Origin of the sequence: Vibrio aquimaris, from assembly GCF_009363415.1 — a bacterium.
Lineage (GTDB): Bacteria > Pseudomonadota > Gammaproteobacteria > Enterobacterales > Vibrionaceae > Vibrio > Vibrio aquimaris.
The window spans coordinates 1,234,218-1,258,490 of the sequence record NZ_CP045350.1; the positions used below are offsets into that span (position 1 = coordinate 1,234,218).

Annotated in this window: 6 protein-coding genes; 4 read left to right on the forward strand and 2 right to left on the reverse strand. The window is 45.0% G+C overall.

Annotation, left to right across the window (positions count from 1 at the left end):
* The first annotated feature begins 207 nt into the window (after nt 1-207).
* From FIV01_RS05830 to FIV01_RS05845, 4 genes are all read left to right on the forward strand, one after another.
* On the forward strand, nt 208-8,475 hold the full coding sequence (locus tag FIV01_RS05830) for a M91 family zinc metallopeptidase (RefSeq protein ID WP_152430153.1): 8,268 nt from the start codon (nt 208-210) through the stop codon (nt 8,473-8,475).
* A 139-nt stretch (nt 8,476-8,614) separates the two neighbouring features.
* Complete coding sequence (locus FIV01_RS05835; protein WP_172971819.1) at nt 8,615-17,071, forward strand: DUF8038 domain-containing protein; 8,457 nt, start codon at nt 8,615-8,617, stop codon at nt 17,069-17,071.
* 316 nt (nt 17,072-17,387) lie between these two features.
* A complete protein-coding gene (locus FIV01_RS05840; RefSeq protein ID WP_152430155.1) occupies nt 17,388-17,792 on the forward strand; it encodes a hypothetical protein in 405 nt (134 codons plus the stop codon).
* A gap of 199 nt (nt 17,793-17,991) precedes the next feature.
* Nucleotides 17,992-23,373, forward strand: a complete 5,382-nt coding sequence (locus FIV01_RS05845) for a hypothetical protein (protein WP_152430156.1) — start codon at nt 17,992-17,994, stop codon at nt 23,371-23,373.
* A 49-nt stretch (nt 23,374-23,422) separates the two neighbouring features.
* On the opposite strand, the gene FIV01_RS05850 is transcribed toward FIV01_RS05845, so the two are convergent.
* Together FIV01_RS05850 and FIV01_RS05855 are read right to left on the reverse strand one after the other, a co-directional pair.
* Nucleotides 23,423-23,824, reverse strand: coding sequence for a PPC domain-containing DNA-binding protein (locus tag FIV01_RS05850; RefSeq protein ID WP_152430157.1), 402 nt, complete (start codon nt 23,822-23,824; stop codon nt 23,423-23,425).
* 51 nt (nt 23,825-23,875) lie between these two features.
* The gene (locus FIV01_RS05855) at nt 23,876-24,187 is read right to left on the reverse strand and encodes a DUF1496 domain-containing protein (protein WP_152430158.1); all 312 of its coding nucleotides are present in this window, start codon (nt 24,185-24,187) and stop codon (nt 23,876-23,878) included.
* Nucleotides 24,188-24,273 lie beyond the last annotated feature (86 nt).

Here is a 24,273-nt window from a genome sequence, read left to right on the forward strand (position 1 = left end):
TTGTTAAATATAGACATTTGGTCAGACCAGAAATAACAAATTTCATATCAGTGTTTGTCATACAAAAAGCATGTTCACTCACTGACATATTTTGCTAGTAAATACCATAGACTTTGGTTTTGTCACTTACGCGTTTTGTACGCTCTATCGTCGTTTTGATTGGTTATCGTTTGGCAGTTTTCTAAATTGCAAATTAAGGATAATCCCGTGCCTGACGACTCTAAAGTGCTTGTGCCTTACAACGTTCTGAACACCTCTTCCGATCAAGTGACTCCGCTTCTTTATGCTGGCTCTGGCCTAACATCGATTGAAACCAACCGCGCGGCAGCTGAACGTGCTGCGCATGAGTTCCCACAGACGCCACGATTGCCGATTAGCAAGCCGGAACCCTCCGTCTCCATAGAAGGGCTGAATGTGCCGCAAGTACTCGACAAAAGAGTGAGCACCAGTGCCGACCCGTTAGAGCTGGTATGGCAAGCGTGGCAAGACAAATACGAGCAGGCCAAGACCTTTATTGAGCAAGGATACAATGAACAAAACATTGATATTCAGCGTGACTTAATCACAGAGCTTGAACAGGCCAAAGAATCGATCACCAATATACCCGCTGAGTTGTCGTCACCCGTTGATGCCGTGATTGCGGATGCCAATAACAAGTCGAAAGGCTGGATTGATGAGTTGGCCAAATCTGATAGAGCCAACGCGTATCAGCTTGCAAGGCACATCGATGGCAGCTTGAAGGCAGTTACTGAGGCGTTGAAAGCGTTTGAACATGACCAAAACTTACAGCTAGAGACTTGGAAAGAGAAAGTGTGTGCCGGATACAAACAAAAGCATGGCCTGACTCAAGATACGGAGAACCTGCGTCATCATATGACGCTGCGCAGGCACGCTGTGAGAAATCGTCTTCAAGACGTACGCCATGAGCTGGAGTCGAGTAAGAACAAGATACAGCGCAAGGGTTGGCGAAATACCTTCAAACGAGAAGACGAGGTTAAACACTACTTTACTAAGGTGATGAATGCGCTTGAGGTGGTGATTAATGACCTTAAGAATAAGCAAACGCAGTTTGATCCGAGTTTTAAAGACAGCGCAGCTTCAATGTTTGTCTCCAAAGCGGGTCAGAGCAAAGAAGAAAAACGTCAGCGCGGAGAGCATAAACAAGACAAGGAAAGTAAGAGCATTAACCTTGCCGATGTAGAAGTGGCCATGGGTGAGCAGATCCTCAAGTTTGAGGATGCAGCGGTTAAGGCGGGTAAAGCGACCAAAAGCACAGTGGCCAAAATGGGAGAAGGGGCCAAAAATAAGATGGCCAAAGTGGCGATGCAAGTGGCTCGAACCCCAACCTATGTGGCGCCTACCGCGATGCATTTACTGCATAAAGCGCGCTCACCCATGGCCAAGAGTGTCAACAAAGCCCTCAACCGCAATCTTTCAGACGAAGATCAAATCATTCGCTCTATTGTGCGCAGCTTGTGTTGGGTACTCATCCAGCCAGCGTTTCGCATGCAGTATGACTATGCGCCTTTGCTTGGCGCCGCCCAAACGCTAGCTAAGAGTAAACCTAGTACCACCGACAGTGCTGATCTATTGGAAACGGTGACTGAGGGCAGTGCGGCGACCTCGGGCATCAACAAAGCGGCGAGCGCTCAATCTGAAGAGGTTTCAGGTGAGGCAGAAAAGTCTCGCCAAGAAGTGCTTGAGCCAAGCCTTAAGAAAGCGGAGCAAGCATCAGAGTCACTGCTGGCGCAAGTGTCACTTGGCGGAAACGGTGCGCTAAAAGACGTACTTAAACACTATCCGCTTAGCGATTTAACCCAGCTCTTGGAGCAGCTCCAAAGCCTGTCAATCAGTGAAGAAACACCAGATACCAAGATCCGCCCTTCACTTAACAGAGACGTACACACACTGAAAAACCTGTTGGCGCAAGAGCCTTCAAGTCGCGGCGCCCAATTGAACCAAGTCTCAGCCTCAGAGCGTGAGCGTTTAGTGAACATCTTATCTACCATCAAAGATATGGGCCTGTCTGAGCAAAGGTTTAACAAGACGGTGGAGTACTTCCTTGGGTTGGGTCAAGAAGTCTTAACCCAAAAAGGACAGGAAAGTCTTGGCAAGATTGTGGTGAAAATTGAAGATGCGCTGCGCAAAGGGGAAGCGTACAAAAAAGTCAGGGCAATGGCGCTGAGACTGCGTTCCCGCGCGACGAAAGCATCAGACTATCAAGACAGCAGTCTAGATAGCATCATACATAAAGCCCGTTTTGCTGGGTTAGCTGCCCGAGATGCGTACGATGAACTGGATTCACTGGCCCTTAAACATACCGGCCAACCGCTTGGGCCTTTCTCGCGAAGATCGAGGGTAGCTAAAGACTGGGGCATGTGTGCCAATGAAGTATTGCGTGAAGCTGGGCATACAGATGCTGCGCTTATCCCAGATACCGAAGTGATCCGTCATACATTGACCGAGCGCGGTATGCTGACTGGGTTGGCGTCAGACAACGACCCATTGGGGATCTTTTTCTCAACCCGAGTGGAGGGAGAGTGGCGCTATGCGTATCGCGGTGAAACGATTAAGCCCATGAGCCCTGCCGATTATGCAGCGCAGGAGAAAACACTGGCAGAATTTATCGTCAGTTGGTCGCAAAAGCGTTTAGCACGAGGAGTGATTGTCAGCTTTATCGAAGGGGGCGTGGATGTGGTCGGTGGCCTGACGGTCACGCCGATTAAAATCGGCATTCGAGCGGGCATTAAGGTGCCGATTTCTCTGATCCGTATTGGGTATGACGTGCACAAAATCAAGCAAGGTGTGATGCCAGGCGAAGATAAACCTTACAAAGTGATCAAAGCGCGTATCACCCACAGGCTAGAGCAGCTGGGCTTTAAGATGCTAATGATCCCAGTTGGAAACACAGTCAAAACTGTCTTTGCCGCTGGGGTATCGGCGGCGGCGCACGCCCACAACGCCATGGTGGAAAAAGAAGAAGATAAGGTCAAAATTAGCTCTTGGGCTAAGGTGCTGGGCACGGAAGCGCTACTTACTGGTGGGTCAGTCCCAGTGAGCCTTGGCGCGAAAACCGCGGCGGATTTAGTGATGGAGCCTTCACCGAAGTTAACCACAGAAGAGCAGCAAGTGGTTGAACAAATTAAACAGGCACTGGTGGGGGAATCAGCGTCTCAAGAGATGGATGCCGTAGATGAGTCGAGCCCAATCTCTAACGCGTATCCCGATATTGACCGAGGTGAAGGGGAATACAAAGAGGCGGTAGATAAGTCGCTTGCTAAAATCGCCCGTACCCATTTTGGGCGTGACTTGATTGAGTCGATGAATAAGCAGGGAGTTGAGGTCACTCAGCCTAATGAAGAAGAGCGTCTTCGCCAAGAGGGTGGCCAAACGTTTTACGCGACTTATGCTAACCCTGAACAAAATACGATTTTCTTTGACCCATGGAATACCCTCGCAGCAGAAAGCGATGAGCAAGCGAATGATAAACCTTGGCTAAGGCGAGATCCCTCGATTGCTTTGTTCCACGAAATGCTACACCTCTACTACCATAGCCATCCTGTGAAAGTGAATTATCAAAGCGACTGGTTCAAGATCGACGAGCTGGGTGCGAAGTTGGCGCCCGAAGGGGCAAGTGAGGAAGAAAAAGAGTCATTGAGTCATGGGATCTTTGAACATTTTGTCGCAGGCGCTGACTACGATGCCAATGATGTCCATCTGGCTTTTTCTGACCCGAGCTTTATCGAACAGTCAGTCCAAGTCGGCAATGGTCGTTATATCAGTGAAAACGATTATCGTGAGGCTTTCTACCGTGCGCAAGGCCAAGCTGTCATCAAAAGGTTGGATTACGGAGATTCGAGTTTTACCGGCCATGATGGAGACAGGTATGCGCCTCAATCTAAGACTTCGAACAGCGAAAACCCCATCTCTGACTTTGATGAGCTTCCCGACGCCGATAAAGCCGAGTATGAAGAATACATGAATGAAGTAAAAACTTGGCAGTATGAGTTAGAAGGGAGTGGTCATATTGAAATTACTGGTACAGAAGAATATTTTGACAATATCTCAGAGGTGCTTAATGACTTGAATAATACTGAAACTGGAAAGAAGATTTTCCATGGTTTGAATAATGGGCAAACGTATTTTATTTGTCCACCGACACCCGAAGTGGGCAGAGAAGGAGAATATCGCAATCGAGTTAGTACTGACATTAGTACTAATACAATTTATTTCGACCCGTTGACTTGTGTATCGATAGATTCAGAAACGGATGGTGCCCATTTACCCACACTCATGCTTGCTCATGAATTGATACATCTTATTGACTATCAAAATATATCTCTGGATATAAATTCTGACGTAATGACTCAGGAGCAACGTGATTTACTAGAGCATATGGCTGTAGGTATAAAGTATATTGCTTCAGATGGAACAGAAATTGACTTCAGCATTAAAGATGTTAAGCACGAATATCTTCGAGATGGTGCCCCTGCCATCACGGTTAATCAGTTGCGAGAAGAATTAGGTCTTCCGAAGAGAAGTGCTTACATCAGTTCGGAAGGCAATAATAGCGGGCATCTGTTTTATCAATCCAATGGTCAAAGTAATGTTCATATCGCTTTGCTTGAGGACAATATTAGAGGTCTTGAACAGCAACTTGAATGGCTTGAAGCTAAGAAGAGAAATACATGGAAGATCAGGTTTATAAAAAGAAAGGCTCTTAACAAAAGGATATTAGAACGTCGTTCTAGAATTAATCGCATTCGCTCACAAATAGCAGACTTACGCGCCCAAGAAGCCCCCACACCTGTAGAAGTAACACCTGAGCCAATAGGCCGACCAGATCTTATAGACATTTCGAACAGTCCACAGTTACAGGCTATAGTTTCAGTCCATGAGCAATTGTCACAACATCTGAGAAGCTTAAGTTCGTCTTCGCTTTATGCAGAAACTGCGGACCAGCTTCAATTACGTATACTCGAAGAATTAAAGGGTGATAGTGCTAATGTTGGTCAGCCATTAAAGCTCGATTACATCGATATTGGTTTACCGATGAAAAGCTTAGGTGAAGGGTGGGGCATTGAGGTAAGTGTTGATACAGAACTTATCGACCACCTTTTGAAAGTTAGTTTTCCAGGCATCGCTGAAACTATTAATTCATCGAGTCCAGTGATAGTTACAAGTGATAATGGTGATGGTAGCCAAGCACTCTCTATATTAAATGTGGGCCAGCTTATAAGCGCGGGTCGATCCAGTCGCCTTGACACACCATGGGGAAGAGTACCATTTCAAGTTTTTAGAGTTCCCCCGTCCATTGAACCAATTCAAACCGTACTGAAAAACGTCCACGATAAGATTAGTTCTGAGCCACAAGATAGACTGAATCGTATTTATACAGCGAAAAGCCGCTATCAGAGATTAGATCAATCTCTTCAGCAACATTACAGACTGACTCCGGGAGACTTTGACCGACGCCCTACTCCTCAGAATGTCGTGAATGCTATGAATAACCTTAAAGGGGCGATTGCTTATTTGGCATATGATTATGAGTTGTTTATGGTACGTCCTGCGGACCTGAATTCATCTAGGGAAGGTTATGCTGGTTATGTTGAAATGAGAGAGATGGTGAATCGTTTAAAGGGATCGCTTGATTCCTATTTAGAATCAGAAACGGGCACTCGTTACCTCGAACCAAAGGCGGCTGTCGTAGCTAAAGCGTTATCAGATGGGAGTCTGGAAAGTACGATTGGCTCAGAGATAAACTCAAGATTGCTTGAAGAAGCCACCAAAATATCTGTTCAGTTTCCTGAAATACTTAAACCGGATTCGGTTATTGAAATTACACATGTGATTCATGACGAGTTTCTGGGAGAGCTTACCAGTGTGGTCAGAATGTCAGTTTCTGATATGTTGATGAAGACGATACCAACAGGTGAATGGCGATGTGTGAGCAATTGTATCGGCGGTGGCGAGATTTCTAATAGTGATAGGGATAGAATTATTCCTATTGTGACTCAGGCTCGATATAACATAGAGACTGAGATTCCGTTTCAGCAACATGTTGATATTATGAATTCTGAGCTGGAGTTTGTTTTGGACACGTTACTCAAAGTTCATACACAAGAGTTCTTGAACAAAAACGCTGTTCCTCATTACCAAAAACAACTGTTGGAATCGTTTTTATCTGGTCAACAAAAAGCCTATCGATGTGCTTACGATGGCCATATTATTCATAGTTCGGTATTTATTCCATATGATGCAAATAATGGCCAAAACCAATTGGGCACAATGCCGAATAAAGACGGCCTGTTATATTCCCCCTATAGTGGGTTCACTTGGATCAACAGTTCTAATTACAGCTTGTCCGATGTACAGCAGGAGGCTATCCGTAGTGGACTTGCACCTCAGGGTAAGAGTGTTTTTGATCGTAGTGTCAGCACAAAATTTATTTATGATTCTACGCTTAACAAGCGTTTCCCCGTTGACCCTCTTCGAAACTTTGATACTCAAATAGGAGATATGTCCTTTGACCCAGATACTCTTTCCCAATATCTAACAAATTCAATGTCAGAGTATTTTGATAAGGTGTTTGATCACCAGCATGACTCTCTTCAAGAGGAATGGGCGAAAGTACACAATAATCTCAAAACTGCGGTTGCCCTTTTATCCTTAATCGCAATTCCTGTCCCCCAACTTAGCTTGGCTTTGGTCGCGGGAAATATTACCGTGAGTATCATAACTTTGACCGACCCTAGTTCAAGTCGTAGTGATAAGGCTTGGGCCATAGCGGAAATCGGTTTGGAAGCACTTGGTGCGATTGGAGATGTGATCACTTTGTCGAAAGGTGCGAGTCGGACATTAATGACGACCCTTGAGCAATTTGGTTCAGACTCAGCAGAATTTAAGCGCGTTTTATCACAGCTTACAGAAGCAGAACTTGTGCAGCAGAAAGGACGTGGAAATAAATTGTTCGGTATTGTCCATCGGCCTAAAAAGCCGGCAGTGCCGAGTCCAAGATTTAATCCTGACCCATCTGTAGGTACCTATACCCGTGTGAGTCAAACGGCAGAAGAAAGTGCCGCTATTAATGAGATAAAATCCCAAGTCGTCAGACTACCCAAAATGGAAGGCTACATAACAACACCAGCCGAGAATTGTCAGAATGCAGCAGAAATTATTCATCAGCATCTACGTGGAGTGGAAGGCGTAGAAAACATCAAAATAGGTAACATCGCCATATGGGATGAATTTATTGGTAAGCCAGCTGATATGTTTGATAACCATTGGGTCATATTTGCACGGTATAAAGGCGTTGATGTCGTCTTTGACCCGACTGCAGGGCAGTTTTCCAAATATGGTATCCAAGGTCCAATTTTTGACACCAGTAACAACTGGTTTGCTCAATATCAAAATGCGCTTGGAGGTTATAAGAACCGGAAAATATTAGCTAAAATTGCCTATCCAGATAATTTTGGCTCTAGTGCACCATACCGTTCTCAGGAAATTCGTTCGGCCTTTGATCCTGTTACATCTGGGGACCCTAAAGTACTTGTTCAGTCTCGTTGGTATAATGAAATTGGGTTTGATTCAAACTTGAAATCACAAAGTAAGCCACTTCTTAAAGGGGGTAATGACGGCTTTTCTTGGCCTAAATGGAAAGCAAGTAAACCTGAATCCACCAACATTAAAGTTTTTGATACTACAAATACAGATGGGGATCCTATTAAGGCAAACGTGGTTAGAAAGAAAGTGGGCGAGGATTTTATGTTGTACACCACAGATGATGGTGTTCAAGCTGATGCATTGTGGGTTTCTGTACATGGTGGTTATCATGCCTCGCCGTCTATTCTGAGTGCTGCAGGAAAGACGGGTGATATGCCTGTACCAGAAGGAGTAACAATTGAATTTTTAGGACCTCATGGAATGGCCTTGGAAGATCCAACAATAGGTCTCATGAACTCTCGAAGTTTATCGCCATACTCAACAGTGACAAGCGATGGTGCTACTCATGCAACAGGTGATCTATTAGACGCATCTGGCTCAAATCAAGTTGGTCATATAAAAGATTATAGAATGTCCAAATACCAAAGAAGCAGTGGTCGAGGTGCTGAAACAGAAGACAAAATCGCTAGTGCTTTGGTTAAAAATAGACTTTTTGATGGAAATAGAAAAACTGACGTACTGACTGTTAGGGACCGAAGTTTAACTTTGTCCACAATTGGCCTAAGTGATATGTTCGAGCAGCTAAAATTGAATAATTCGCAGTATAAATATGTGACCTTTAGCGGCTGTCGAAATGAGTTATCTGTTTCAAATCCAGTCGGATACTCCGTAAAAGGGGAGCAGCGCATGCTTATTACTGTTGATATATCTGGGGACGTGCCAAGAGTAGTCTACGCTAGGCCGATTACTGACTTGTTACAGCATGTGGATGGACAAGGAGATTCTACTGACTCTCGTTCATCGGATGATTGATAATGGAAATTTAGAACTTTTTATTAGTGTCAAACACCGCCAATCGGCGGTGTTCTTTTTGCGTGTTTTGTACGCTCCATCATCGTTTTAATTGGTTATCTTTTGGCAGTTTTCTCAAATGCAAATTAAGGATAATCCCGTGCCTGACGACTCTAAAGTGCTTGTGCCTTACAACGTTCTGAACACCTCTTCCGATCAAGTGACTCCGCTTCTTTATGCTGGCTCTGGCCTAACATCGATTGAAACCAACCGCGCGGCAGCTGAACGTGCTGCGCATGAGTTCCCACAGACGCCACGATTGCCGATTAGCAAGCCGGAACCCTCCGTCTCCATAGAAGGGCTGAATGTGCCGCAAGTACTCGACAAAAGAGTGAGCACCAGTGCCGACCCGTTAGAGCTGGTATGGCAAGCATGGCAAGACAAATACGAGCAGGCCAAGACCTTTATTGAGCAAGGATACAATGAACAAAACATTGATATTCAGCGTGACTTAATCACAGAGCTTAAACAGGCCAAAGAAGCGATCACCAATATACCCGCAGGGTTGTCGTCGCCGGTTGATGCTGTGATTGCCGATGCTAATAGTAAGTCGAAAGGCTGGATTGATGAGTTGGCCAAATCTGATCGAGCCAACGCGTATCAGCTTGCAAGGCACATCGATGGCAGTTTAAAAGCAGTGACTGAAGCGCTAAAAGCCTTTAAACATGACCAAAATCTAGATCTGGATTCTTGGAAAGAGAGAGTTTCTGCCGGGTACAAACAAAAGCATGGCCTGACTCAAGACACGGAGAACCTGCGCCATCATATGACACTGCGCAGGCACGCTGTAAGAAATCGTCTTCAAGACGTACGTCATGAGCTGGAGTCGAGTAAGAACAAGATACAGCGCAAGGGTTGGCGAAACACCTTCAAACGCGAGGCGGAAGTCAAAGCCTATTTTGATCAGGTGATGAATGTGCTGCAGGTGGTGATTCGCGATCTTAAGAGTAAGGAAACGAAGTTTGATCCGAGCTTAAAAGACAGCGCGGCTTCAATGTTTATCTCCAAAGCAGGCCAGAGCAAAGAAGAAAAACGTCAGCGCGGAGAGCATGAACAAGACAAGGAAAGTGAGAGCATTAACCTTGCCGATGTAGAACTGGCCATGGGCGAGCAGATCCTCAAGTTTGAGAAGGCAGCGATTAAAGCAGGTAAATCCACCAAAAACAAGATGGCCAAAGTGGCGATGCAAGTGGCCCGCACTCCAACCTATGTGGCGCCAACTGCTCTGCACTTATTGCATAAAGCGCGCTCACCCATGGCCAAGGGTGTAAACAAAGCCCTCAACCGCAATCTTTCAGACGAAGATCAAATCATTCGCTCGATTGTGCGCAGCTTGTGTTGGACGCTTATCCAACCGGCGTTTCGCATGCAGTATGACTATGCGCCTTTGCTCGGCGCGGCACAATCACTCGCTAAGAGTAAACATAGCACCACCGACAGTGCTGATGTATTGGAAACGGTGACTGAGGGCAGTGCGGCGACCTCGGGCATCAATAAAGCGGCGAGCGCTCAATCTGAAGAGGTTTCAGGTGAGGCAGAAAAGTCTCGCCAAGAAGTGCTTGAGCCAAGCCTTAAGAAAGCGGAGCAAGCATCAGAGTCACTGCTGGCGCAAGTGTCACTTGGCGGAAACGGTGCGCTAAAAGACGTACTTAAACACTATCCGCTTAGCGATTTAACCCAGCTCTTGGAGCAGCTCCAAAGCCTGTCACTCAGTGAAAAGACCCCTGACACCAAGATCCGCCCTTCTCTTGGCAAAGACGTACAAACATTGAAGAGCCTATTGGCGCAAGCGCCTTCAAATCGCGGCGCCGAGTTGAACCAAGTCTCAGCCTCGGAGCGTCAGCGTCTGGTGAATATCTTAGCCACCATCAAAGACATGGGTTTGTCAGAGCAACGATTTAAAGACACCGTGGCGTATTTCCTTGGTATTGGTCAAGAAGTGTTATCCGAACAAGGACAGAAGAGCCTTGGCGAGACTGTAGTGAAAATCGAACATGCACTACGTAAAGGGGAAGCGTACCAAAAACTCAGAGTGCAGGCATTGAGGCTACGCGCCCGTGCGACCAAAGCGTCAGAGTATAAGGACAGCAGCCTAGATAGCCTGATACACAAAGCGCGCTTTGCTGGGTTAGCCGCCCGCGATGCCTACGATGAACTGGATTCACTGGCGCTTAAACACACGGGCCAACCGCTTGGGCCTTTCTCGCGAAGATCGAGGGTAGCTAAAGACTGGGGAATGTGTGCCAATGAGGTACTGCGTGACGCTGGGCATACGCAGGCGGCGCTCATTCCAAACAGTGAAGTGATCCGTGATGTTCTGACAGAGCGCAATATGCTAACTGGGTTGGTGTCAGTTAAAGACCCCTTAGGGATCTTCTTCTCAACCCGAATTGCAGGCGAGTGGCGCTATGCGTATCGCGGTGAAACGATTAAGCCGATGAGTCCAGCAGAGTACGCAGCGCAGGAGAAAACACTGGCAGAATTTATCGTCAGTTGGTCGCAAAAGCGTTTAGCACGAGGAGTGATTGTCAGCTTTATCGAAGGGGGCGTGGATGTGGTCGGTGGCCTGACGGTCACGCCGATTAAAATCGGCATTCGAGCGGGCATTAAGGTGCCGATTTCTCTGATCCGTATTGGGTATGACGTGCACAAAATCAAGCAAGGTGTGATGCCAGGCGAAGATAAACCTTACAAAGTGATCAAAGCGCGTATCACGCACAGGCTAGAGCAGCTGGGCTTTAAGATGCTAATGATCCCAGTTGGAAACACAGTCAAAACTGTCTTTGCCGCTGGGGTATCGGCGGCGGCGCACGCCCACAACGCCATGGTGGAAAAAGAAGAAGATAAGGTCAAAATTAGCTCTTGGGCTAAGGTGCTGGGCACGGAAGCGCTACTTACTGGTGGGTCAGTCCCAGTGAGCCTTGGCGCGAAAACCGCGGCGGATTTAGTGATGGAGCCTTCACCGAAGTTAACCACAGAAGAGCAGCAAGTGGTTGAACAAATTAAGCAGGCACTGACGGGTGAGTCAGAGCCTCAAGAGGTGAATGCTTTAGATGAGTCGAGCCCAATCTCTGACGATTATCCCGACATAAACCGAGGGCAAGGGGAATACAAAGAGGCGGTCGATAAATCGCTTGCGAAAATCGCCCGTACCTCTTTTGGCCGCCACCTGATTGAGTCGATGAACGAGCAGGGGATTGAGATCACAATGCCGAGTGATCATACCAATACATCAGATGGTGACCACGATCATGACCCATCGGTGGGTAACTATGCCAATCCTGATAATGATACGATTTTCTTTGATCCTCACTATAAGCCGAGCACTGAAGATATCAAAGGCCGTCCATGGCTAGATTGCGACCCCTCTGTCGTTTTATTCCATGAGATGCTGCACCTTTATTACAGTGAAAATCCGATTCAATTTGAGGTGTCAGGACAAACTTATCAATTTGGTGGTAAGGGCGATCCTATCTCAGAGCATATGGTGGCAGGGGCGGACTATGTTAATGAACAAAAGGTTGAGTTCCGTTTTTCTGATCCCGAATGGGTTAAACAGCACCTTAAGATGGGTAACTATGTGAATGAGAATGACCTTCGCAGGGCCTTAAGCCAGCCAATACGCAAAGACTACTACTTTGATGCACGACATACGGGGGCAGAACAAGCGAGGTACTTTAACCCATCTTCACCCGTTGAAGAAGAGCCAACACTCGATGTGGCAGAGCCTGAATTTAAGGACAAAATACGTCCTTATAATCAAATCATCTCTGAGCACCGAGAGCCTAATATAACGTTAGAAACAGGCTCAAGTGATGAGTCTTATAGTGCGCGTCAACTCATTCACAGTTTTTGCAATGCACCTGATGGTTTCCAATTGGGGTTACCTAAGTTGCTTAATCTTATTGATTCTGGGCGTTTCTCTGAGGGTGTCTCAAACCTTGTCAGAGAATGGGCAGCCGAATATCAGGCGGGTTATGGTATAGATAGGAATATATTAGAAAAAGTTCTTAAAGATAAAGGATACGCTGGTTTGACTGACCATGCGATTGTTGTGTCGGACGATCAAAACTCTGTATATGTTTCCAGCTTGGACAAAATCATGGCTTCGACTCATCTTCGCTCTGGCTATTTATCAGGGTTCACTGAAGGGACGGGAGCGATCAGTATAGCGGAGTTGCAGGATATTTATAAACAATATCAGTCAATGAGCAGGTTAATTGGCAGCACCTTTGAGCACTTTCGTAACAACACAGACCGCACTTCAGCCAGTGTCCAGTTATATCGTGACCCCATTGAATACATATCCGAAGGAGCGGTTTGGCCTAACCTCAATACTTTTTCAGCTGTGCTCGAGCCTGACGATGAGCGCGCTTTTAAATCCACACTCCAGAAGATGGATGCACTAGAACAAGCGTTAAGACTGCTTTATAAAGAGATTCTGGGCGTTGAGCCAGCTTACAAACTTGGTGTTGAATCACGGGAGGATCTCGCTCAGCAGCTGGATTCCTTTGGGGAACCAGGCTCAGAGTTTATCGATGAACACCCTGAATACCTGAATTACAGGTTGACTTGGAGAAAAATAGAAGCGCTGGGAGGAGACATTGCAGATTATCTAGCGTCACCTTCACACCTAAATTGGCCGATGGCTGAAGATGGTATTGGTGAAGATGCTACAGAGCTTGCGTCTTCATACAGAAGCATGCCGACAGATGCTAAACAAGAGCTGTATTCAAATGCAGTAGAGTATGTGCTGTTTCAGATTGGTAGAGATAACCTGCTTAGCCAAGGTACACGAGATGCTGCTTATAATGCTCGTCTTAAAAATGAACCATGTGTTGTGGTTGACTCCACCAAGCCAAATAGTTTCTTTTTGCCTGACAGCCCTGGTGCTAAATCGGGGCTTTATATCGACTTGAATAAACCGGGGCAGCCCTATCAAAGAAAGGCCAATCTTACCTATCAGCCTTCAGATTTAGTCAGTTTAAATACCTTGTCACAGCAGTTAGTGACGATAACCGATAGTCACGCAAATAATGATGAAGAGGTTGCAGATCTTATTCAGCATGTATTACCAAAGAGCATACTGGGAGCCCAAGTTCCGGACTTGGGTGTGTCTGCAGAGCAAGTACAGCTAGAGCTAGAATATACTTTTGCGACGTCGAGTTTCTCAGAATACCTGAGATCCATAAGCCGTCCGTTTGCCTCATTAGCCAGTCAGACCCAATTAATGATTGATGACGGAAATGGCGTTACTTTACAACAAACAGAAAAAAATCAGCAACAAGCGGAGTATATTGGGGCTTGGATTGATACAGGTATAGGTGTTGTGACGTTGTTCATCCCTCAAGGGCGTGTTTTGAATGCAGCTCAAAGTTGGGCTGGTATCGCCGCTGATGTGGCGGATGGGAAAGATCCGGACCCAGTTGACCTCGCAGGCGCTATTTTGGGATCTATTCCAGGTTCAAGAGCTGGGGCTCAAATAGATAAGTTTAGTAAAACAGGAGGTCAAGGCGTCAGAGTATTACTTAAAGTTGGTGAAGAAACGGTTGATCTTATCGACTTTGGTCGAGGAGTCAAACAAGCTTGCGAAAGTGGAGACCCTCTTGACCTATTTAATGTTTTATTGACTACGGGAATGAAAGCGCAAGATGTTATCGAACGTGCTCACCAGATTAAACCCGACTTGGCGGATGCGGATATACCTAAGCAAAACCAGTGGTTGATTGAGAATGGAGTCGACAATGGCTGGGGAAGCTCGCGTCCTCCTCTAGGTGTTGAAGGTAATCCTCCTGTTCCAGGAACAACGGGGCGTTCCCTTTATGGGCAGGCTGTACCATTTCGAAGACCTGAATTAGATGGAGGAGAATGGACGGGTCAATCAGGCACTCTACCAGGTACAGATGCGGACTATTTTGCCTATATTAACGCGGGGGGCACACCGGAAGGATATTATGCGACTCTAAAAGAGGCTGAACCAGCGGTAACTCAAAGTCTGTTCAGTTTCTTTGGCAAACAATATCAGGGCCGAGTACAGGATGGCCAGTTTGAGGTTAAGAAAGTCGGTAGTGATGAATGGAGAGCTGGGCATTGGTGGGAAGAGTTTACATGGCGTTTTAAAAATCGAGGGGGGCGAGTACAGAGCTCAGCTGAACTTGATAAACGTATCCTAAAGGCGGCAGCTAAAGATACAGGTTTCAATTTTCTGTGCAACCTAAGTGCGATTAATACAGCACAAGCCAGCGGAGAGCTGCCTAAAGGAGTCGCAACAAGTCTGCAAAGTACTAAGTTTAATTCACCAGTCTATAAGCAGGCATTCAGTCTTCCTGCTTCAGTGATGGAGCCTTCAGGTTCTTCTCTTGTTGAAGGACCATTGAGTAAAGAAAGTATCACCGAATCAGGTTTTATCCATACTGGTGTTAAGGATGAAGATGGGAATGTTCACTATGAACATGTTATATACGCCTATGTCCAAGATGGCGAAGTCACATTATACCAAAGTAATAGCAATACTTTCTATGAAGCTTTTGGTGGAGATATACAACAGCCTAGTAATAATCGGGTTGGTCAATCATCACTCACAAAGATAGAATGGAGTGAAAAAACTGATACAAAACTGGCCGAAGAACAGAGAACAAACCCGAACTTAGTGTATTCATTTACACCGACCAATCAGGTAAAAAATGTTGCCGACATCAGTGTCCAGCAAAATGGAGATGTTGAGGTCAGTGCGGGCGAACAAACAGAGGTCTTTTCTGTCGGAAACAATGCGCAAGAAATCGCAAGAATCCCTTTCATGAACGAAGGCAGAAGGGTAGAAGTGCGAGGTTATACCTCAGAGTTTCAAGGGAAGGCTGGCCAAGAAGCGCTCTCAATACATGGGGATCGACAAGGTAATTTTTATCTCGCAAGGCAAGGCCATCCTATGACCGCTCAGCAGCTTGTTGACTATTTAAAATCTCAAGGTGTTGATCTTAAGTCTGGGAGCGGCCCTGTACACCTGTTGTCCTGTTACTCAAAGAGCAGCGGCGCTGCACAAGCACTCGCAGATGTCATTAATCGTCCAGTCATCGGGTACTCAAACCGTGAAGTTCAGCTGCCTACATTACAGCAATTGACACAAAACCCCGTTCAAATTGGCAGTAAAATGGGCAAGTTTGATCCCCGTAGGTTCCTTGCACAAAGCGATTTTAAACCTGCAACACCTCGTGTGTATCACCCTCGCAGTGATTCAAGTCAGGGGGGTTCAACAAGTGGAAGGGCATCGTTAGAAATGGCTGGGTCTGGAAGCGGCAGTAATGCGAAGCAGATGGCCTTCAACGCTTTGCCTCAAATGCAGGCCTCACCAAGTTGGTATAGCGCAGAAAATATCTACACCCCAAAAACCAGCGCTCACGGGGTGATATTTAAAGATCCTGACAACCCAGATAGGCTGATTAAATTTTACAAGCGGCCAAGTGATAAAGGTATCGCTGAAAACAACAGAGATGTCATGAATAGACTGTATGGCCAGGACGCGGAATTGATCACTCTCACAGGTCCTGATGGACAACGTTATTACGCAGTTAATATGCCCAAAATGGAGGGTGTCTCGATAGAAGATATTAAGGACCCTCAAGTTATGCAAGATATGCTTGAGAAAATCGAAGAAGGTGACTTTATTGCCCATTGGGCGGGTAAGTTACAGGATAATGGTATCCGAGTAGAAGACTTGAACCTTGGTAGTGTGTTGTATGACCCAAGCACTGGGCGCTTCAGTTTGGTTGACTTTGATTCTTCAACGATTTCAGATTCAGTAAGTAATGCACACTATAAACAAATGTATAGAAGCTTGCACACGCCGATAAGGGACGTGCTTATAAGGCAAGCAAAAACATTATTTGCCGGTCAACAAGATAAGCTCGACCTGGTGAACAGGGTGGAGGGAAAACTGAGTCAACGGTTTAGACACCTCATGGAGCTCGATGAACGTGGAGAAGCCAGCTTTAGCACTCTGATGGAAGAACGAACCCCAGCCGAGGTGGAAGTAGCTGTTGGTGCGAGAAACCAAGAAACGGCTTCAGCTGGTCATGCAGATGAGCCAATACAGCTAAGTCAAGGGGACTGGGACAGCATACCGAATAAGATGGAAATGTTTGGCGCAGATTCTGAGTACTTTTATGAAGATTTTGATGGTCAAATATACAAGTATGAAGCCGCTGATGGAGAAATCACATATCTTGGGAAACAGGATGGAGAATACATAAATTTAAAAAATGACCAAACATGGCAACCAAGGCATTATAACGTGGCTGGTCAGAACGCTATCAAAACTTGGCTTACCGGTGATCCGGCAACATTGTATGCGGATACAGATAGGGTTATTGCAGATAGGAGTGCTTCATATGATAACGAAAGGTTGGAGAATATACGAAACGGATTTGATCAAGGTCATTACTTACCACCCATAGATGTACGATGGGATAATGGGGTATTTAAGGTCATTAATGGAAATCACCGACTTAAAGTGGCCATAGAAATGGGAATGGAGAGTATCCCTTATCGTTTAATACGCTAATTTGAACTGCCTGAAGGTTTTTGTCGGAATTTGCTTTAAACGACAAAAACCTCTCTTGAGGGCGTTCAAAAATCTGTGTCAGTTAATTTTGGCTAGATATCTAAGACGTCATCCAAGCGCCCATAAGCATGAATCGCTAACTGAGACAATGTCATATTCCAGTTTAAGATTGGCATTGTCCACTTCTTAGTTGTTATTCAAAATTGAATTTTAGGCATTTTAGTTTTGTAACTTGCGCATTTATTACATTCCACCATCGTTTATATTGGTTATATTAAACGTCTTTTTTCAGGTATTAATTCAAGGATAATTTATCGTGTCGGATGAGTCTCTAGAACCTTCATCAACAAATCCAATCAAATCTTTAACTTCTCTTGCAACACCATTGGTGTTTGCTGAATCTGGCCTCACATCGATTGATGCTAATCGTATTAAATCACATGGGAAAAGCTTTTGGCATTCTTTACAAGATACTTTTGAAGATTCTGCGGGTTTATTGAAGCAGGAGGTAAGCCAGCAGTATCATGACATTCACGACCAAGTGGAGGCAGAGTTTCAAGAAGTTAAACACACCATAGAGTCTGTTCCTGAAGAAATATCTAAACAGCTGGGTTCTGCGGTAACCGATATGAAAGAAAAAATGAGTGATTACCAAATCGATAAGCGCATTGAGAGTAGTTTCGATTCTTTAAAGAATGCTTTTGATGTATTTAAATGGTAGCCAGCCTATTGAACTGAAAAAAATCAAAGTAGAAATAGTGGATATTACTCCAAAGTAAAGGTGAAAATTTTAAAATAACTATATGTGAGTGTTTTAATAGAAACTAAATACATTATCCATAGCTATTTACAATCTAGAAATATATATTTTCGATAGGCTGAGAGCTCACATTAATTTATATAATGAGGAGCTTCAGTTTATGACCGAAGAAATAAATCCCCTTAATTCACTACCCCCTTATGTTTTTGGGGAAGTGAGCAATACTAATTTGTCCGTTTCCCCCAGCATTGATCATTTAACAACACCGCTTATCCTGCCTTGGAATGGTATTTCAGAGGATGGGACGGTAAGCCGTTCAAAGAGAACACGTCGAGATACTTATGCATTTAATCCAGCATCGAGCCCAGTTCGGCTTGATACAATATCGGAAGTTCATGGTAGGTTAACTCGTAGGCTAGCGAGTATGTCAACGTCAGATCTCAATTCCTTGTCATCTGAAGTCTTTATGATGGATCAGCTTAACTGGCTTCGTTGTTATTTTAGTTCTGACCCCGAGGCATTGAGGTACATAGATGGTGATCTGAGAGCTCGAAGTCTATGTTTGCAGTGGAACGTACACAGTGACACAGATTCTGTTTTACTCGATGATCTGTTGGCAGTTGGATTCCCTGGATTGACTGATGGCGTGAGTGCGACAAGCCCTGCGATCTTAGTCAGTCGCATCAATAGCGGTGGAGCACGAACATGGGATGCATTCCATGTACTCCCTTTGGGAAAGATATTTGGCGCCTCCGATGGCATGAGGCTTGAAGCCGCATGGGGACGAGCTACTTGTCGACCTCTCTATCAAAAATCGGATAATTATCGTCGAGGGTATGCGTCAGGTTCTACTGGTTTACCGTTAGAGGTCGACGCTATAAAAAGCCCATTACTGTGGGCATATAACCAAATACGATCAGAGGGCACGGACAAAACGATACGCAGCATTACTGCCACTGAACGCTATGACCAATTGGAGCGAGATATGCAGGCTCGCTTTGGCTTCTCACAGGGAGAATTTGAGCGTACATCACAAGATCCAGAAATATTGAGCACTCTCATTCGGTTACAAGGTGCGGTGGCATACCTAGCTTATGATCATGCTGTTCTCACGGGTAGCAACCCTCAGCTAGATCCAGCAGGGGAGGGCTATGTGGGGTATATGAATCTGCGTAATATGTTTACCGCTTTATTAGCAGGCTTGAGGCGATATTTGGCTACATCACAATCAAATATGTTGGAAGTCAAAGCCCAAGCATTAACTGCGGGCACTCTATTAGATACTGTTAATGCGAATATGAAAAACTTACTCGACGAAGAAGTAAGAAAGTTTGTCGCTAAATTTTCAGCTAAGTATCCCAGAATCTCCCTTACGGAAGGTTCGACGTTTTTGATTAGAAGTTTGTCGGTTCCCCTCATAGCTCCTGTAGGACCAATGGGGGCAGTGTCTTACCCAATTGGATCGAATCCATATACAATGGAGAGAATGGCACTTTCTGACATGTTGATGAAGCCAATACCAAGCGGGGAATGGTATTACCCAGATGGACGGCCAGTTTCTAATGGGGACAAGGCGTGCATTGCAGATGAGATCACCAAAACCAGATCTGACATGGACACAGAAATTCCATTTCGCTTTGACCAAGTTCTTCGCTCAAAACAAGCAGACTATACCCGTGTGCTGGGCAGTGCGTTAGAACTCCATGCCAACCAGTTTGTTCATAATGAAGCGAATCCAGCACATCAAAGAGAGTTGGTTGAAAAATTTAAAAAAGGTAAGAAGCCAGCCTATAAATGTGCGTTTAAAGGCCACACGGTTTATGGGTCAGTATTTATTCCATATTCAGATGACGACAGTCAAACGAAATACGGTTCGGATTTGAGTAAAAACGGGCTCCTGTATTCTCCATACAATGGTTTTGTTTGGCTTGAAACCGACCGTTTTACCGATACTCAATATGTGGCAATGAGAAATGGATTGAGCATACAAGGCAAAGCTGAGCTTGATGCCGCTATGGAGGTAAAAAGTCTGCCCGCAACAGGCTTGATATATCCGGGCTATATGGGGATGGGTGGATATGTTCAGATCCCTCCAATTTCAGTAGGGCCTTTGCAGTATTTTGAAGGTCAAGTGGATAGCGAACATTTGACGTTCAATTACAGTACAACGCCCCTCTATCTAACCAATTCTATTTCAGAGTACTTTGATGAGGTGTTCTTAGCTTCTCATGTGTCACTACAAGATAGATGGGATGAGATAAGAGATCACTTGATGTTAGCTGTCAGCATTCTAAATATCGCTGCAATACCCTTCCCTTATCTTGGTCTTGCGTTGATTGCAGGCAACATCACCATAGCTATTGTCACTCTTGCAGATCGCACCTCAAGCACAGGAGATAGAGCTTGGGCTATTGCCGACTTAGTCTTGGAACCACTTGGTGCAGTAGGAGACATCTTAACTTTGTCCAAGAGAGCAACGAAAATGTTGACTGATATTGCGCAGACTTCCGGAGCAAACTCTCCAGCTTTTACTCGAAAGCTTATAGAGCTTGCGCAAGTTGAGTTGATAAAACAGCCTAAGAGAGTGAACGATAAGATAGTAGGTATCGTAGGTCGGATTGGTGATAACTCTGATTATCCAAGTTTTGCGACCGCGACGCTTACTCCAAATGTCCCTTCAGATGGGATGTGCCGAGGTTTGGCATTCAAAGATGCTATCAGCCGATTAAATGGTTCGCCTATTGATAACCTAACCACTGAGTTTTCTCAAAACTTATCCTTAGCAGATGATGTTCAAGTTTTACATCATACTCAACCTGTGGTGTTAAATCGTTCGCAAGTACTGAGTAGTGGAGAAGCAAGGCTTGCAACAAGAAAGGCTGTGGGAACTTCAGAGAGGGGAGGTAACTCCGTTAGCCTAGATGAAGAAATGACATTCTCACGAGCGAATGCGGAGATCTTGGTTCAATTAGCTAAACATGATGAGCTGAGCATGGTAATCGGCACTCGTACTCATGCCGTTTCTCTTTCTAAATCTGGAATAGGAGCGAATGCCAAACTGACTTTATTTGACCCAGCGGCAGACCAGCTTTTTGAGTGGCCACTTGGCAATGAAAAGCAAAATGTTGCTGATATACTCAACTATATTGCGTCCAATTATGATAAGGGTGTATCAAGGCAACTTGGCGATAATCCACTGTTTTTGACTGTGTTAACCAAGAGTCCTGAGTCCCGTCACATATATGTACCCAAAGCTGGAATGGAGTCATTGATGACTGCTGTTAACCAGCTTGATTTGGATGTTTCACAAGGTAGGCTCATCCAACCGATTATGGTTAAGAACTCAGCAGAAAAAGCAGCGCTGCAAGCCGATCTCGTAACACTAGCCGCAACGAAACCAGAACTAAAGCCGTTGCTTGATAGTCTTGAAATCGAAGAGTTACAGCTTAATCGATTGTCAGCCTTGTCTATAGAAAATAGTGCCCTTACTGTGGTTGGGCAAAGTGATGTGCCTGCATCAGATATCGTTACTGATCTCAGCGCGCTGCCAAAAGGTTATATCGATATTCGCTACCTCGATGCGCGCCGTGCAGCAAACGATTCTATGTCGGTGAATCATCTTACTCGCCAATCCAGTAGCGAACACTTGGTCATTGTTGGTGGCACAGATATCAAGGCAACCCCATCCGAAGCATTAGCAACTGCGATGGAAAGTGCTGGATATTCTCATACTCGGGTAAGAGATGGAAAGCTAACATTTCCGCTGAATCGAACTCGAGAAGAATGGAATATCATAGGGTTAGAGCAGCGTGGAAGAGCAAAGAATGTCATTGCACAAAATTCGAATCAAAGTGGCGATTCTAATGGTGTTGCACTTGCTTTGCGTGACAACCGGGAAAGAAAACTCTTGTATCTGACAAGCCCTCGTGATTACAGGGGACATAAGACGTTGCGTTATTATCTTGACATGGGCGTTGAACGTGAGCAAATCTGTGTTATCAATATCAACCCAAGGGACGAACAACTCCCAGATGATATACAAGCTCTGGGTAAGGTAATCATCCTAAACAGCCGGTCAGGTATAGAAGTGGAGCCCAACCAAGTTTATCACGCGCTTACTGGTTCTTTGGGGAAAAATAAGTCCCAATTTATAGACAAATTGGAGGGTTATGAAGAGGTTGAAAGAGAACTTAAGGCGTTTGGTGTCGATGAACCAAGTGATGTTGGTCAAAGTACTAGGCATATTGCTCACGATATCGCAGGTGGTGATTCACAGGCTACAAAAAACTTCTTTACGCGAACTTGGAATGCTTATCAAAACCAAGCAGTGAATGCTGAGGTTACTCAACAAGTGGATGAGGTTTACAGACAGATCAAGGACAGTATAACTCGAGAAGGGTGGGAAGGTGTCTCTCTGGTATGGTCAAGGGGATTGAATAGCGAAGAGTATAGTAAATTACGAAGCTTGGGCGACAGGAACAGTCTATCTGTTTCTTCACCAATTGAGCAGGTTGAAGAGGTTAAATCCTTTAAATTGCTTGATGAGCAAAAGAGAAACCCTCACCACTTAATGACACCACAGCTATACGAAACGCTGAAGGAGGTCAACACCAAGAAAAAAATGCTCACTATCCCTATTGGCGATCCTATTGAATATTCTCCGTATCATTCAGCGCTAACGGGTGCAGCTAAACAATACTATTTAAATAGTGATGTCTCTGATGCATTAAATCTACTCCAGTATTGGAACAAATCGAGTGAGCTAAGGGACGTAAACCACGGAAAGTTTAATCAAGGTGTATTCTTGCAGCAGCTTTTCAAAAAATTGAGTGAAGATGGTATTCCACTGCAGCAGGTAGGGTTACGCTCTGGTGAGATGGAAAAAGGGGCTTATATGGGGATCCCGACTCTCTATCTTGAAGAGCATAATGCAGCCAAAGGTAGTGCACGTTTACTACCCGTTACCAGAGGTGGAGAAAGTGCAAGAGAAGCTGATGAAAGCCAACGAGTAAAAGATGATGCCACGAAAATAGCTCAAAAGACAAAGCAAATTCAAAAGTTTAACAATGATATTTTAAAGAATAACGACAAGTTATCTAACATACGAGCAACGGACTCAACCCACCCCGGAATTGCTGGTATCGTAAAAAACATTGAAAAGCTTGAAGCTAAGAAGAAGACTTTGGAAGCAGAGGTGGCTCAGCTTGAAGAGTCGATAAAAGCATATCAGCTAGATGCCTCTTTTTCGGCTCCCCATCGTGTTGTTAATGAAGGTGACGGCTTGGGTGGGTTACCTTACTTTATAAGAGAAAATCTTGAAAACTACGTGGGTCTTTATGCGGCGCAGAATCCTGCGGATATGCAATCACTTCGGCTTTGGTTACGCGATATAGCATCGCAGGGCGCGGATACTGCGTTTGAACGTATTCCGGAGCATATTGCTAAAGGAACCATGACGCCTTTTGAGGTGGATGTACTCGTAAACTATATAGAAGACGTTATTGCTAATTTCACAGCGTATCGGACTACATATCTGCCCTAGATAGCATTACTCATAGCTAATACATTAGGAGCCAGCTTGGCTCCTATTTTTACTTGTTTGTATCTATTACCAACTCACTGTAGCCAGTTGTGTTATCTTGCTGCCTTGAAAAACTCAGGTTTGGGTAGTGATGAATGATAAGCTCAGCAGTGGTATCAATGATGGTATTGTCCAGTAAATGCCCACCAATGACCTTTCCCGTTTCGTCGGCAACCGATAAGTGTATATGTTGATGAGTCGGCGTGAGTGTCCCCATCATAGAGACAATCTCAAAGGGTTGAGTCAACGTTATTGATTGTGTGGCGCCAGCAAGGCGCAGGCTGACTTGCTCTAAACTCCCGACACAAGATGCGATGGACCCTGCTTGTATAGCATGTTTGGTCACCAGAGACTGGATTTGTGTTTTTAAGTCTTGTCCCTTGGTCAACCTTATTACGATAGGCTCAATCATTATTTGTTCCCAACCTTGCGTAGCGAGTATTTGCCAAGTATCTCATACCACTTATTTTATTGAATAGGTTTTAACATTGGGGTCAGCAGCTTGTGCTGAGGGTTTTTCTTGGTTAGCTTGGTCTAGAGGAATCCACTTGAGCGCGCCGTTAGTCTCAAAATCGTTTGCGCGATCGCAAGTCATATAATGCTCTCCCACCTGCAAAATTGCGCCCAAAGAATACGCTTGATCTTGATAGTAACAAACCCGTTTTCCTGCATTGCCGCCATCTATCGCGATGACAGCTTTGCCAGGAGTAGTAATGATATTGGCAGAGACTGGCCCTGCGAGAATTAAAAATACGGCCAAAAATGATTTGCGCATATCGTCTCCTAAGCAATAAAGGTCTACTAGTAAAGAGTAACCAGATATATGGGTTAAGGCGACAGCATCAGCCACAAAAGTTAATC